Below are 14,918 nucleotides of genomic sequence, written 5' to 3'. Positions count from 1 at the left end.
GTCCGTCGCGTTCCGACGGACCCCGCTCCCTGTATGGCGGACCCTGCCTCAGGCGCCCACTCCCGCCCTCGTCGCGCCCGACCCCCCGGAAGAGGAGGCGTCCGTCTCCTCCACCCGGAAGTGTGCCACGAGCTGCCGCAGGCGGGCCGCCAGCGCGGTCAACGACTCGGCCGGGTCCGCCTCCCGGGGGGCCTCCCCGTCGTCGGAGGCCCCGGCGAGGCCGGCGACCGTCCCCATCGTTCCCTCGAGCTGCTCGGCCAGGGCCGTCATCTCCTCGGCGGATGCAGCGTTCTCCTCGGCCACTGCGGCCACGTCCGCCAGCACCTCGGTAGTCTCCCGCACGCGGCCGGAGATCTGCCTCGTATCCGCGGTGAGCACGTGGATCAGGCGCTCACCCGCTTCGAGCGCGAGGAAGATCCCCTCCAGCGCCTCGCCGACCTGGTGGGCGCGACCCGTTGTCCCCTCCACCTCGGCGGCGCTCCGCTCTATCGCCCCGACCGCGTCGTCGATCGCACGCTTCATCTCCCCCACGACGTCCACCGTGCGGGCGGCGGCCTGCGTCGCCCCCTCGGCAAGTTTGCGGACCTCGTCGGCCACCACCGCGAAGCCCCGTCCGTGCTCGCCGGCGCGGGCGGCCTCGATCGCTGCGTTGAGCGCAAGGAGGTTCGTCTGGCGAGCGATTCCGGTGATGGTCCCGACGAACTCCTCGATCTGCGCCGAATGGCGCCGGAGCTGCCGAACCTGCTCGGTGTTCTCTCCCACGACGCGGCCCGCGTCCGCGGTCGCGCGGACGATCTCGGTTACCGTGTCGCCGCCGCGCCGGGCGTTCGCGACGGAGCCGCGGATGGAGCCCGCCATCTGCTCGGCGCCGGCCGCGATGCTTCCGACCGAGGCGGAGATCTCTTCCATCCGCGCGAAGGCGCGCTGCGCCGATCCGGCCTGCTCCTCGGCACCTGCAGTGATCTGTCCCACCGCGGCATTCAGGTGCTGCACCGCCGAGCGGGTCTCCCAGGCCAGGATGAAGATCTCGCCGCCATGGCTCTCCAGGGCGGTGCCGGCCCGCTGGATCTGGGAGATCACAGTGCGCAGGTCGCGCGCCATGGTGTTGAACGCGTGCGCCATCTGACCGATCTCGTCGGCGCCGTCCACCCGCACGTCGTCGCCGGTCAGGTCCCCGGCGGCGATCCGCCGCGCCCGGGCCGCCATTCGACTCACCGGATCCGTCACCGCCCGGGCGAGGATCCACGAAACCACCAGCCCGGCCATCAGCAGCGCCCCGAGCGCCAGCCCGCCGGTCCACTGGGCGGCGGCGCCGGCCCGGTCGGCTCCCTGTGTCAGCGTGGTGCCGGCCTCCGTGTGGGAATCCTCCAGCTTCCCCAGGAACTCCCGGAAGCCGTCCATCTCGGCGACCAGGGCCGCCATGCGCGCGTGTGCCGCCGGGTCGTCGGCTGCCTCGCCACGGTCGATTCGCCCGGCGATCTCGTCACCGCGCGAAGCGATTCGCCCTCGTGCCGCCAGCGCCTGCCCGGCGAGCGCGCGGTGCTCCTCCGGGAGCCCCTCGAGCGCCAGGTATTTCGTGAGTCGCGCTTCCGTCTGGCCCATATTCTCGGCGTAGAACTCCAGCCAGCGCTTCCGCTCGGCGGCATCCTGCGCGTGCGCGGCCTCGTTGAGCCCGAGCACGGCCTGGTAGCCGTCGCGGTCGATGTTGAGCACCAGACCCAGCCCGGCCAGCTCTCGGTTGGCGAGCTCGTGCGTCAGGGCACGGTTGCGGCGGGCCGGGGAGAGCATGCCGGCTACGCCCAGCGCGGCGATCACGAGGAGGAAGCCGACGCTCCCGCGCAACTTCCAGGCGAAGGGCCAGTCCCGTATGGAACGACGCCGGCGAGTGAGGGCCGCACCATCGTTCGCGCGGCCGGAGTGGTGCGGAGGAGACGCGCTCATCGACACGAGGAGGAACGGTTCGCAGGGAGAGATCGCGAGGAGAGCCGCCGGGCGGCGGTCATGCGGGCAGGACAGGAGTCGGGGGATCATCAAGGTAGGCCGGCCCTGCCCGAGTGGCAAGGGTGCAGTTCGAGGGCGATTTCCAGGGCGGGAGTGGGTTGCGCTGGGCACGGCCGGGAGGCAGTTTGGCGGGAGGACGGCCACGCGCCGTCTGTTCCCGCCGCGTTCGGTTCTCCGGCACGGGTCCACAACCAGCTCCCGGTTCTCGACGATGCACACCCGGATCTCCACCCCCCTGCTCCTGGGTCTTCTCGTCCTGGCGGTTGCGGCGCTCACCGGCTGTGCGTCCGCCGGCCGCTCCGACGTCCCCGGCACCCCGCCCACCTTTCCGACGCCCCGGGCGGCGCCGGGCGCCGCCCAGGGCAGCGCTTCCGAGCGGCTGCAGCGGCTCTTCGAGGACGAGTGGGAGCGGACGCTGCGCGAGAGCCCGCTCACCGCCACCGGCTTCGGGGACCGGCGCTACAACGACCGCCTCCCCTCGGTGGGGCTCGCGGACCAGCAGCGCTCGCTGGAGGCGGACCGCGCCGCGCTGGCGCGGCTGCTCGCCATCCCCCGCGACTCGCTCCCGCCCGAGGACGCCGTGAACTACGACGTCTTCCGGCGCATCCGCGAGAACGGGCTCGCCGCGGCGGAGTTCCGCGGCTACCTGATCCCCATCACCAACCGCGAGGGGTTCCATACCTCCTTTCCGGACCTGCCGGAGCGCGTCCCCCTCGCAACGGTGGAGGACTACGAGAACTACGTCGCCCGGCTGCGCGCGTTCCGCGCCTACGCCGGGCAGCACGTGGAGCTGATGCGCGAGGGGATCCGGCAGGGGATGGTGCTCCCGCGGATCTCGGTGCAGGGGATCGACGAGTCGCTCACGCCGCACATCGTGGACGACCCCTCGAAGAGCCTCCTCTACCGGCCCTTCACCCGCTTCCCGGCCGGCGTGCCGGACAGCGCGCGGGCGCGGCTGGAGCGGGCCGGGCGAGACGCCATCGCGACCTCCGTCGTGCCGGGGTACCGCGACTTCCTGGAGTTCATGCGGCGCGAGTACGTCCCCGCCGCGCGGACCACCATCGGCGCCTCCGAGCTGCCGAACGGGCGTGCCTTCTACGCCGCCCGCGCGCGCAATTTCACCACGCTGGACCTCACGCCCGACCAGATCCACCAGGTAGGGCTGGCGGAGGTGGCGCGCATCCGCGCGGAGATGGACTCGGTGATGCGCTCCACCGGCTTCCGCGGCACCTTCCCGGAGTTCGTCCAGTTCCTCCGCACCGACCCACGCTTCTACGCGGAGAGCCCGGAGGAGCTGCTCCGGTACACTTCGCTGGTGCTGAAGCGGATGGACGGCGAGCTGCCCAGGCTCTTCGGGCGGCTCCCGCGGCTGCCGTACGGCATCAAGCAGATCCCGGACTACATCGCCCCGCGCACCACCACGGCGTACTACATGCCCGGGAGCCCGGACGGGACCCGCGCGGGGGCGTACTTCGTGAACGTGCACGACCTGAAGAGCCGGCCGCTGTACGAGGTGGAGTCGCTCTCCTTCCACGAGGCGGTACCGGGACACCACCTGCAGATCGCGCTGGCGCAGGAGCTCCCCGACGTGCCGAACTTCCGGCGGACCGCCGGCTTCACCGCCTTCGTGGAGGGGTGGGCGCTGTACTCGGAGAGCCTGGGGAAGGAGGTGGGCTTCTACCAGGACCCGTACAGCTACTTCGGGCACCTGACGTACGACGCCTGGCGCGCCACACGGCTGGTGGTGGACACCGGGATCCACGACAAGGGGTGGAGGCGGCAGCAGGCCATCGACTACATGGCCGCCAACACCGGGCTGACGCTGCTCAACATCACCAACGAGGTGGACCGCTACATCGCCTGGCCCGGGCAGGCGCTGGGCTACAAGATGGGGCAGCTCAAGATCCGCGAGCTCCGCAGCCTGGCGGAGCGGGAGCTGGGCGGCGACTTCGACCTGCGCGCCTTCCACGACGTGGTGCTCGGCAGCGGTGCCATCCCGCTCGACGTGCTGGAGGCGAACGTGCGCGCCTGGATCGCGCGGGAGAAGGCCAGGGAGTAGCATCGGCCGCCTGGCACCCGCCCGGAAACGAGACCGCCCGCGCTTCGATGGAGGCGCGGGCGGTCTCGCGTCGGGGGCAATCCGTTCGCGGCCCGGCCCGCGGTCAGGCGGGCATCTCGCGCGGCAGCAGGCTGTGCCGGAGCGCGACGTCACGGGCGATGCGGACCGCGATGTGCTTGGGTGCGGAGTTGTTCAGCGCCTCGGCGCGGGTGGAGATCACCTGCTTGTCGGCCGCGTCCGAGACGACGGCGTACAACTCCGGGAACGCTCCCCCGATCCGCTCGTCCAGGTCGTCGAACTGGGCGGCCGAGTACTGGAAGCGCGCCTCCCCGTTCTCGTCGGTGGTCGCGGATCCCAGGTGGTCGTCCCGCGACAGCCGGTCACGGTCGAACAGTGCGACCTTCACCCCGCGGATGGGCTGCGACGACTCGTCGTCCACGGTGAGCTTTACGATCGTGGTGAAGTACATGGTGTGGCTCCTCCAGCAGGGGTGGCTTCGCGAGGCAGTCGGATCCCGGCGGAAGAGGAAGGGATCCGGTGCGTCGGGGGGTGGAACACGGGCCCGGCGGCGTTCCATGAATTCATGAAACATGCCGATCCAGGGGGTTCTGATGCGTGTCCGTAAGTAGGCGCACGTTGCAGACTTGGCGCGGGTTGCGGGTCAGATTGTCCTGCCGGTATCGTGGCACAATGTCAACAGACTGGGACACGTCTGGGGCAGTCCCGTCGCCGTCGGCGGGGGCGGCAGGGGCGGAGCATTCCGGAAAAAGGGCGGATCTCCTCGCTTTTCGGGGATGCGACGCCGCAGACAACCGTCTGCTGCGGGATGGAACGACTCCTGCCGCCGGCCACTCCGGCTGCGGCACCGATTCCGCGCCCTCCGCCGGCTCCGCACCGAGCCGCACGTCCCTCACCCCGGGGTACCCATGAGGCGACCTTCACTTCTCCTGCTGCTGCTCCTGCCGCTTCTCTTCGGCTGCCGCGACGAGTCGCTCCTTGGGCCGCGGGGCGAGCCGCTCGGCGCCATCTCCGATGCCGCGCACGCCGGTGGATTGCCGGGGTTCTACTTCCTTCCGCCGCTCGTCCGCGCGACCGCGTACACCGGCACTTTCGCAGCGACGCTCGCTCCGCGGGTTGAGGTCTGTGTGGTCTCCGGATCCGAGTGCTTGCCGACCAGCCCGGCCACGGAGTTCACACGGACCGCGGGACTGGGTGGGCAGGTGATCGTGGTCGATCCGGTCAACCAGACCTACTCGGTGGACTGGCACACCGATCTGTCCAATCTCGATCCGACGAAGGCGTACCGCATCCGGGTGTGGCTTGGCTCGATCCGGCTCGGCTTCGCGGATGTGAAGGTGGTGAGCAGCGGAAGCGAGCTGAAGAATGCGGACACCGGCGAGCAGATCGCGCTCAAGAATGGACGAACCCTCCCGATCAAGTTCCGGATCGAGACCATCCTCGCGAGCCTGATCGAGCACGAAGGGGAGAACTTCGTCCGGGACTGCATCGCCTCCAGCAGTTGCGTCATCAAGCACGTTTCGCCCAACAGCATGGACGGCTCCGGAAAGCAGGTGGTGAAGACGCCCGACGGCTACTTCGCCGGGGTGTTCACCGACGGCTTCATGGACTCGTACGTAGCCGAGAATCCTGCGCTCTACGGGAGCGGCGTCACGGTGATCATCCAGCAGCGCGCCACGCTGCCGTGCTTCCCCGGCTACTCCGGCGCCCAGGCACAGGGGTGTGCCCGCTACGAGACGCTCCCGGCCCTGGAGCGGGGGTTCGATGTCCCTCAGCGGGTGGAGGAGTGTCTGGATCCCAATGTCCAGGCGCGCGACGCCTTCCAGCTCCACAAGCTCTCGGCGATCGGTCCGCAGGCTGAGCGGGGCAGGGTCGTGGCACTCGACCCCGTGACTGCCGGGGAAATCAACTGTGATAACTTCACGTCGTCACCTGCCACCCTTTTCCAACAGGCAGCGGCGGCGGTCTTCCGCCCCCTGTATCGCGTCTTCGGACCCGCTACCGCGTACGCCAGCGACATCAGGTACGGCGGCATGACCACCTCCTACAGCGACATCGGCTACGCCCAGCCGGCCACCTTCAGCGCTGTCTCCGGCGACGGGCAGACCGCAGCCCCCGGCGCCCTCCTCGCCAGCCCGATCCGTGTGAGGGTCCTCCAGGGCCGCGACGATGCCAGCCACTCCCTGGTGCGGATGCCCGTGGCGGGGCAGAAGGTGACCTTCATCGTCGCTTCCGGCGGCGGTACCCTTGCGACCCCCACCGCCACTTTCGTCGCCGCGGTAGACTCGCTCGACAACTTCACGAACGCGGACGGGTTCGTGGAGGTGCCGTGGACCCTCGGGCCGGCGGCGGGTCCGCAGACGGTGGTCGTGAAGCTGCCGGGGATCAAGGTGCCGGAGCTGACCTTCACCGCTACGGCCCTCTCGTCCGTGATCGACTTCGAGACCTACCCGAGCGGCGCTCAGACCTGTTCGAACTGCCCTGTTACGAACGAGTTCAGCCGTCGGAACGTGGTCTTCTCGTTCACGCCGATCCTGGACGTGGCCGCGAACTACGCACAACTGGGTGCCTCGACGAACAACCCGCAGGGGGCCCTCAACCACACGGTCACAGCCGCGGGCATTCCGGACCAGAACGGGGGGTACAGCGGGTACTATTCCGGGACCGTCCACATGGACTTCCCCTCCCCGCCCACGACCGCGACCTTCCTGCTGCGGGTCAACAATTCGGTCACGACCGTCCCGGTCCTGGTCCAGTCGCCTGGTGCGCAGGTTTCGAGGGTCACCCTGGGTACGTACGGCCCGACCGGGAACGTGTGGCGCGAGGAACGCATCACCGTGACGGACCAGGCGGGGATCAGCCGGGTGAGCGTCGGGATGAACGGGTACATCGCCCTGATCGACGACCTGGATCTCTCAGGGTCGGTCGTGATCCAGTAGATGCCCTGAACGGGCACGGGGCCGGTAGCCTGATCGGCTGTTCGAGGTCGGAGCCGGGCGTGGCGGGGAGCTTGTCGACCCCGGCACGCCCGGGCGGGCCAGCCGGGATCGTCGCCCGGCACTCGACCCCGCCCATCGCAATCGAAAGCGAGTGCGATCGTTTCTGCACCACTGCCGTTGAAGAGGTTTGATCATGGGCCGCACCTTCCAGATCCTGGCTGAGATCCGCGAGCGGAGGCTGTTCCGGATCTTCGTGTCGTACCTCGCGGGTGGGTGGGTGGTCCTCGGGGTGATGGACCAGCTCATCGACCGGGGCTACTTCCCGGAGCTTACGTTCCGGGTGGCCTTCATCTGGTACCTGGTGGGGATCCCCGCGTGTCTCCTGCTGGGCTGGAACCACGGGGAGAGGGGGAAGCAGAAGGCGCCCCCGTCCGAAGTGGCGCTCCTCGCCTGTCTGGCCGTCCTCGCCGCGGTGCTGAGCGCGATCCCGGTGTCGGAGCACATGCGAGGCGTTCGCAAGGTGGCCGCGGCCGAGAGCGGGCTCGACCTGCGCCGGCTGGGGGTGATGTACTTCAGCGACCAGAGCCGGGACCGCGGACAGGAACACCTCGCCGACGGTCTCACGGAGGACCTGATCGCGGAGCTCGAGCGGGTGTCGGCGCTGGACGTGGTCACCCGGAACGGCTCGGCCCAGTTCCGGGGCACGGACGTTTCCGCGGACAGCGTGGCGCGCGCCCTCGGGGTCGGTACCCTGGTGAGCGGGTCCGTGGAACAGGTCGGCGACCGCCTCCGGGTGAACGTCCGGCTTCTGGACGCGAGCGGCGCCGAGTTCCGCCGGGCCAGCTTCGAGCGCCCCGCGGCCGAGGTGACCGCCCTGCGCACCGACCTGGCGGAGGAGACTTCGCGCTTCCTCCGCGAGTGGCTGGGCGAGGAGGTCCGGCTGCGGAACCGGAGGTCCGGAGCCGAGAACCCGGGGGCCTGGGCCCTCGTCCAGCGCGCGGAGAAGGCGCGTAAGGACGGCGAGGCCCTGCTCCGCGACGGCGACCGCGCCGGGATGGACCGGCAGTTCCGGCGCGCCGACGAGCTCCTGGGGCAGGCCGAGACGCTCGACTCCCGGTGGGCGGAGCCCGTGCTGCTTCGCGGCCACGTCGCCCACCGCCGCGCCCGCCTGGCCCAGGGTCCGACGGACCGCCTCCGGTGGATCTCCGTGGGAACGGAGCATGCCGAGCGCGTGCTGGGGCGCGAGCCGAGGAACGCCCGCGCACTGGAGCTGAGAGGGCTGCTGCGGTACTGGCACTACCTCCAGGACGTCACGCCGGATCCGAAGGAGCGGGAGCGGCTGCTGCAGGGCGCCCGCGAGGACCTGGAAGCGGCGGTACGGGCCGATCCTTCGCTTGCGGGGTCGCACAGCGCCCTCAGCCACCTCTACTACCAGTTCGACGACGTGACCGGGGTCGTGCTCGCCGCCCGCAGGGCGTACGAGGAGGATGCGTACCTGGACGCGGCCAACGAGGTGCTCTGGCGCCTCGTAACCGGCCTCTACGATCTGCAGCAGTTCACGGAGGCGCGGCGCTGGTGCTCGGAGGGGGTGCGTCGCTTCCCGGGCGACCACCGCTTCACCGAGTGTCAACTCCTGATGATGACCACCCCCGAGGTCGCTCCGGATGTGGGCCGCGCGTGGTCGCTGGCGGACCGGCTGGCGTCCGTCGCCCCCGAGCCGCGGCGCGTACACGAGGCGCTGAAGGGGCGGATCCTCGCCGCGGGCGCCATCGCGCGGGCGGGGATGCCCGACAGTGCCCGGGCGGTGCTGCAGCGTACCGAGCAGCGACTGGACCACACTGTGGATCCGAACTTCGAGCTGCTGATCCTCGCGGCGCACATGCGGGTCATCGCGGGCGACGAGGACGGTGCGATCCGGGCGCTGAGACGGTATGCGGCTGTCAACCCGACGCACGGGTTCGAGCACAACTGGTGGTGGCACCCGCTGCGGGCGGACCCCCGCTTCCGCGAGCTCGCGGGGCAGGGCGGACACGGGGAACACCACCACTGAGCTCCGCTGGACGGCCGACGGCGGGGCCGCGTACATTGCGCGGTCCCGCCGTTCGCTTGTCCCGACGCTCGCCGAGACCCCGTGCCCCGCATCCCCGAAGCGCTCCGCAACTACGCCCGCGACGCCGCGGGCGCCTTCCGCCTCGCGCCGGTCGAGATCGTCCTCGGGCTGGTCGCGGCCCTCTCCTTTTCCGTGTTCCTGCGCCGCGAGGAGATGGACGGGTGGGCGCGGATCGCCGTCCCCGCCGCGCTCGCCCTGCCGCTGGTGTTCGGGGTGAGCGTCCTGCGCGCGAGGGGCGTCGTGGACGACGCGATGCGCTGGGGCGGCACGGCGCTGGTCGTCGTCGGGGCGGCGGCATACGGCGCGCTGGTCTTCGATCCGGAGCTGGACCGGGAGGCGTGGCGCTTCGCCTCCCTTCTCGGAGCTGCCTTCCTGGCCCTGTCGCTCGTCCCCGCCGTCGGGGTCTCAGACCCGGAGCGGAGGCGCGCGGAGTTCTGGCGCTTCAACACCCTCCTGCTGGCGCGCATCGTCGGGGTGGTGGCGTACGGGCTGGCGCTGTTCGCCGCGCTCGCCGGCGCCGTCGCCGCGGTGTCCTCGCTGTTCGAGCTGAAGACCCCGGAGCACCTGTACCAGGACCTGTTCGGCGCCGTCTTCTTCGCGCTGGTGCCATGGGTGGTGGCGGGCGGGATCCCGGAGCTGGTCGCCGGGCCCCCGGGCGAGGGCCGCGCCCCCCGCGCCGTGCGGCTGCTGGGGCGGTACCTGTACGCCCCGGTGCTCGTCGTCTACCTGGCGATCCTCCTGGCCTACGCCGTCAAGGTGGTGGCGACCGGGGGGATGCCGAAGAACCTCCTCTCGCCAATCATCCTCCTGGCCGGCTTCTTCGGCTTCCTGGGCTCGCTCTTCCTGGAGCCCCTCCGCCGCGACCCGGAGCACACGGGCGTGGCGCGGCTGGTCCGCGTCTTCCCGGCGCTCCTCCTGGTGCTGCTCCCCCTCGCCGTCCGTGCCGTCTGGGTCCGCATGGACGAGTACGGGTGGACCGAGTTCCGCTACCTGCGCTTCGCCCTGCTCCTGGCGCTCGCGGCGCTCGCGATCCTGGGCGTCGTGCGGCTGGTCCGCCGGCGGGAGCCGCTCCTCCTGCTCGTCCCGGTGGTCCTCGGCGCGACGCTGCTCCTTTCCGCGGTGGGGCCGTGGGGCGCGTCCGCGGTGTCCCGGCGGAGCCAGGAGACGCGGCTGCGCGAGGGGCTGCGGCAGGCGGGACTGCTGGAGAACGGACGGTACGCGCGGCCGCTCCCTCCGCCCGATTCCATCGACCAGCCGCACGGCGACACGGGGAGGACGATCCCGCAGCCGCTGCACGGACAGATCACGGGCGCCGTGACGTACCTGTTCGAGTCGCACGGACCCGAGTCGCTGCGCGACGTGTTCCCGAGCGGCCTCTCCCGCTACCAGGACGGCTGGCGGCTCGCGGCGGCGCTCCCCATCCGGCCCGGCTGCGCTCCCGGCCAGGAGCCGCAGGGGATCCACCTCCACCTCCCCGGAGGAGCAGCGGTCCCGGGGCTCGTCGGCGGCACGCTGTACCGGCTGGAGCGCAGCGGCCGTCGCGACGCGCCCGAGCCGGGGATGGGCGGTGTCCAGCTGCAGCTCGGCGAGACCGACGTGCAGGTGCACTCGCTTGCTCCGGAGCGCTGGACCGCGCGCGTGGAGCTCGGCGGCGTGGTCGAGCGTGTCGCCGCCCGCGGGCGTGGCGACTGCGGGTCGGCGGCTCGCTTCGGCTCCGACGTGCTTTCGCCCGCGGAGGCGGTGTACCCGCTCATGGACCAGGCCGGGCGCGCGCGCGGGCAGCTCGTGCTCACCCAGCTCGCCGCGGCGCGGCGGTCGCCGGACCCGCGCACCCGCGCCGCCACGGGGCCCTTCCTGCTGGAGAGCGTCTCGGGCCTGGTGATCGTCACAGAGTAGCCCGTCTTGACTTTCGTCTCATCTGGACGCAGTTTCCGTCCAGGTGAGACCTTCTGCATGGAGGCGGGCGATGTCGGTGGATCCGGAAAAGGTGGCCGAGGTCATGGGCGGGGACGAGGTCCTGTACGAGCACGTCCGCAGCACGGCCGACCTGCAGCGGGTCGTAGCGGAGGGGCTGCCCGTCGGTGCGCTGGACCGCACCGTCCAGTACGTCGCGGGGAGCAGGCGGGCCGCCGCGGTGCTCCGCGACCGCATTGTCCCGCGCGCGACGCGCGCCCGGCGCACCCGTCTGCGCCTGGCGGAGAGCGAGCGCGTGGAGCGCCTGGCCCGCCTGATGGCGCTCGCGGAGCACGTGTGGGAGGGCGCCGACGATGCGCGCGAGTTCCTGGCCGCGCCGCACCCCATGCTGGACGGCCGGTCGCCGCTGGAGATGGCCGAGACCGAGCTGGGCGCGCGTCGCGTGGAGCGGCTCCTCATGAAGCTGGAGTACGGCCTCCCCGTCTGATGCCCACCGTCTACCGCGTGGCCAAGGCCCGGTACCCGGTGTTCGACGGCACGGGGGCGTACCTGGAGGGCGGCCGGTGGAACTCCCCCGGCCGCCCCGTCGTGTACGGCTCCACCTGCCTGGCCGGCTGCCTGCTGGAGATCCTGGTGCACGCCGGCCGGCTCCAGAAGGTCCCGGGCGCGCACCACTGCGCCCGCGCGGAGATCCCGGACGATCTCCCCGTAGAGGTGGTGGACGAGGCGCGGCTCCCCGGGTGGGAGCTGGAGGAATCCTCCTCCGCCCGCGCGTACGGCGACGCCTGGCTCGCCGAGGGGCGCACTGCGGTGCTCTCCGTCCCCGCCGCCGCGGCGCGCCCCCTGGGCCGCAACCTCCTCCTGAACCCGGCCCACCCGGACTACCCCCGCATCCGCGTCCACGCGCCCGCGCCGATCTCCTGGGACGCTCGCCTCTTCCGCGTGTGACGGCGGCCACCCGCGCCAGCTTGACAATCCTCCGGGGCGGGCGGCAGTTTCCCCCCATGAGCACCGACCTCCAGACCGACCGCGAGCAGGAGCTGCTGCAGCGGTTCCGCGCCGGGCAGCGGCTCGCCCTCGCCCGCGCCATCTCCATCGTCGAGAACGGACAGACCGGCTTCGAGCGCATCCTCCACGAGCTGCACGGCGACCTGGGGCGCGCGCAGCGGATCGGGATCACCGGGCCGCCCGGGGCGGGGAAGTCCACCCTCACCTCCAAGCTCACGGGGGAGTTCCGCAGGCTGGAGGAGCGCGTGGGGATCGTCGCCGTGGACCCGTCCTCGCCCTTCACCGGCGGGGCGCTCCTGGGCGATCGGATCCGGATGAACAACCTGGCCACCGACCCGGGCGTCTTCATCCGCTCCATGGCCGCGCGGGGCTCGCTGGGCGGGCTGGCGACCACCACGAACGAGGTGGCCGACCTGATGGACGCCTACGGGTGCGACCGGGTCCTCCTGGAGACGGTGGGGGTGGGGCAGTCCGAGCTGGAGATCGCGGAGACGGCCGACACCACGGTGGTGGTGCTCGTCCCCGAGTCGGGCGACTCCATCCAGGCGATGAAGGCCGGGCTGATGGAGATCGCCGACGTCTTCGTGATCAACAAGGCCGACCGCCCCGGGGCCGACCGCCTGGCGCAGGAGATCGAGGTGATGCTCCACATGCGCCTGGGCGAGGCGGCCCCCGCCGCGGCCGGGCACCACGGCGTCTCGCTGAAGACGGTGGGGAAGGCGGCCCGGGAGCGCTCCCGCCAGGCGGCGCAGGAGGGAGGCGGATGGGCGATCCCCGTCCTCAAGACGGTGGGCCAGTCCGGCGAGGGCGTCGACGAGCTGGTCCGAACCCTCGACCGGCATGCCGTGTATCTACGGGAGAGCGGGGAGCTGTCGCGGCGCCGGCAGCGGCGTCTCGCCGAGCGCGTCCGGGCGGTCGTGGACCGGGACATGAAGAAGCGCGCCTGGGTCGACGGACGCGGTGACGAGATCCTCGATGAATCGCTCCCCGCCCTGGAGTCCGGCGCGGAGTCGCCCTACACCGTCGCGGCGCGGATCGTGCGAGCGATGGGCCTCGAAACCCAGCGAAGGACCGAGACATGAGCTCGATCGACTACGGCGTCTCGCCGGACGCGCTCCTGGAGCGCATCGCGGAGAAGGAGCGGGAGATCGCGGCGCTCAAGGAGAGCCTCCGCGCGTGGGACGCGGCGTACGAGCGCACCCCCAAGCGCGCCCTGAACCGCGGCGGGCCGGAGCGCGGCGCCGACCCCGCCGACGACCCGGTGCACACCAGCATCTCCGGCGCCCCGGTGAAGGCGCTGTACACTCCGCTCGACCGCCCGGACACCGGCGCGGAGGAGGCGGAGTTCTACAACGAGAAGCTCGGAGTCCCGGGCGAGTTCCCCTTCACCCGCGGGCCGTACGGCACCATGTACCGGACCCGGCTCTGGACCATGCGCCAGTTCGCCGGCTTCGGGACCGCGGAGGAGACCAACGCGCGCTACCACTTCCTCCTCAAGCGGGGGCAGACGGGGCTCTCGGTGGCCTTCGACTTCCCCACGCTGATGGGGTACGACTCCGACCACCCGCGCTCGCTGGGCGAGGTGGGGAAGTGCGGGGTGGCGATCTCGTCGCTGGACGACATGGAGACGCTGTTCGCGGGGATCCCGCTGGACCAGGTCTCCGTCTCCATGACCATCAACGGGCCGGCGATCATCCTCTTCTGCTTCTACATGGTCGCGGCCGAGAAGCAGGGGGTGCCGTTCCACAATCTCCGCGGCACCGTCCAGAACGACATCCTCAAGGAGTACCAGGCGCAGCACGCCTGGGTGTACCCGCCGGAGCCGGCGCTCCGCCTGGTGATCGACATGTTCGAGTGGGCGTCAAAGAACGCTCCCAAGTACAACCCGATCTCCATCTCCGGCTACCACATCCGCGAGGCCGGCTCCACCGCCGGGCAGGAGCTGGCGTACACGCTCCGCAACGGCTTCGAGTACGTGGAGCGGGGGATCGAGCGCGGGCTGGACGTGGACGACTTCGCGCCGCGGCTCTCCTTCTTCTGGGACGTCCACAACGACTTCTTCGAGGAGATCGCCAAGTTCCGCGCCGGGCGCCGGATCTGGGCCCGTCAGCTGCGCGACAAGTACGGGGCGAAGAACCCGGAGTCGTGGCGCCTGCGCACGCACGCGCAGACCGCGGGGGTGACGCTGACCGCGCAGCAGCCGGAGAACAACATCGTCCGGGTGGCCTACCAGGCTATGGCGGCGGTGCTCGGCGGGACGCAGTCGCTGCACACCAACTCCATGGACGAGACGCTGGCGCTCCCCAGCGAGAAGGCGGTGCAGATCGCGCTCCGCACGCAGCAGATCCTGGCGTACGAGACCGGCGCGGCCAGCACCATCGACCCGCTCGCCGGCTCCTACTACGTGGAGGCCCTGACCGACCGGCTGGAGGCCGAGGCGGAGGAGATCTTCGCGCAGGTGGACAAGCTGGGCGGCGTGGTGCCGGGGATCGAGGTCGGCTACTTCCAGCGGGAGATCGCCCGCTCGGCCATGCGCCAGCAGATCGAGATCGAGAACGCCGATCGCGTCATCGTGGGCGTGAACGAGTTCACCGTGGAGGGCGAGGAGATCGAGATCCCGCTGCTCAAGATCACGGAGGAGGCGGAGCTGCGGCAGCGCGAGCGGATGGCCGCCATGCGCGCCCGCCGCGACCAGGGCGAGGTGGACCGCACCCTGAAGGCGCTGCAGGACGCGGCCCGCAGCGGCGAGAACGTGGTCCCCGCGATGCTGGACGCCGTGCGGGCCTACGCCACACTGTACGAGATCCGCTACGCGATGGAGGAGGTCTTCGGCGCGTACCAGGAGCCGGTGTTCTTCTAGGGTGGCATC

The 14,918-nt window shown here is 71.3% G+C and carries 10 protein-coding genes; 8 read left to right on the top strand and 2 right to left on the bottom strand.

The annotated features are described in order from the left end of the window. Nucleotides 1-48: 48 nt before the first annotated feature. Entirely contained in the window at nucleotides 49-1,842 is a 1,794-nt protein-coding gene (locus VGR37_05550) for a methyl-accepting chemotaxis protein (GenBank protein ID HEV2146861.1), read from the bottom strand. A 370-nt stretch (nucleotides 1,843-2,212) separates the two neighbouring features. On the opposite strand from VGR37_05550, the gene VGR37_05545 reads away from it, so the two are divergent. Next, nucleotides 2,213-4,060, top strand: a complete 1,848-nt coding sequence (locus VGR37_05545) for a DUF885 domain-containing protein (protein ID HEV2146860.1) — start codon at nucleotides 2,213-2,215, stop codon at nucleotides 4,058-4,060. Nucleotides 4,061-4,163: 103 nt separating this feature from the next. Here VGR37_05545 and VGR37_05540 read toward each other — a convergent pair whose 3' ends face one another. Further along, on the bottom strand, nucleotides 4,164-4,529 hold the full coding sequence (locus tag VGR37_05540; protein HEV2146859.1) for a hypothetical protein: 366 nt from the start codon (nucleotides 4,527-4,529) through the stop codon (nucleotides 4,164-4,166). Nucleotides 4,530-4,986: 457 nt separating this feature from the next. Here VGR37_05540 and VGR37_05535 point away from each other — a divergent pair, with 457 nt between their 5' ends. The 7 genes from VGR37_05535 (at nucleotide 4,987) to VGR37_05505 (ending at nucleotide 14,909) form a co-directional block, all read left to right on the top strand. Next, entirely contained in the window at nucleotides 4,987-7,017 is a 2,031-nt protein-coding gene (locus VGR37_05535; protein ID HEV2146858.1) for a hypothetical protein, read from the top strand. Between the two features lie 193 nt (nucleotides 7,018-7,210). Beyond that, nucleotides 7,211-9,067, top strand: coding sequence for a hypothetical protein (locus VGR37_05530; GenBank protein HEV2146857.1), 1,857 nt, complete (start codon nucleotides 7,211-7,213; stop codon nucleotides 9,065-9,067). Between the two features lie 81 nt (nucleotides 9,068-9,148). Then, nucleotides 9,149-11,023 carry a DUF4153 domain-containing protein gene (locus tag VGR37_05525; protein HEV2146856.1) on the top strand — a complete coding sequence of 625 codons (1,875 nt, stop codon included), beginning with the start codon at nucleotides 9,149-9,151 and terminating at the stop codon, nucleotides 11,021-11,023. A gap of 70 nt (nucleotides 11,024-11,093) precedes the next feature. Then, nucleotides 11,094-11,528: an antitoxin Xre/MbcA/ParS toxin-binding domain-containing protein gene (locus VGR37_05520; GenBank protein ID HEV2146855.1), complete on the top strand. Its 435-nt coding sequence runs from the start codon at nucleotides 11,094-11,096 to the stop codon at nucleotides 11,526-11,528. Further along, nucleotides 11,528-11,989 carry an RES domain-containing protein gene (locus VGR37_05515; GenBank protein HEV2146854.1) on the top strand — a complete coding sequence of 154 codons (462 nt, stop codon included), beginning with the start codon at nucleotides 11,528-11,530 and terminating at the stop codon, nucleotides 11,987-11,989. Before VGR37_05520 ends, VGR37_05515 begins: the two co-directional genes overlap by 1 nt. Nucleotides 11,990-12,045: 56 nt before the next feature. Further along, entirely contained in the window at nucleotides 12,046-13,131 is a 1,086-nt protein-coding gene (meaB, locus tag VGR37_05510) for a methylmalonyl Co-A mutase-associated GTPase MeaB (protein ID HEV2146853.1), read from the top strand. Further along, complete coding sequence (locus VGR37_05505) at nucleotides 13,128-14,909, top strand: methylmalonyl-CoA mutase family protein (GenBank protein HEV2146852.1); 1,782 nt, start codon at nucleotides 13,128-13,130, stop codon at nucleotides 14,907-14,909. Before meaB ends, VGR37_05505 begins: the two co-directional genes overlap by 4 nt. Nucleotides 14,910-14,918: the final 9 nt, after the last annotated feature.

The organism is Longimicrobiaceae bacterium, assembly GCA_035936415.1.
GTDB lineage: Bacteria > Gemmatimonadota > Gemmatimonadetes > Longimicrobiales > Longimicrobiaceae > JAFAYN01.
This window is presented reverse-complemented; position numbering and strand designations above follow the sequence as displayed.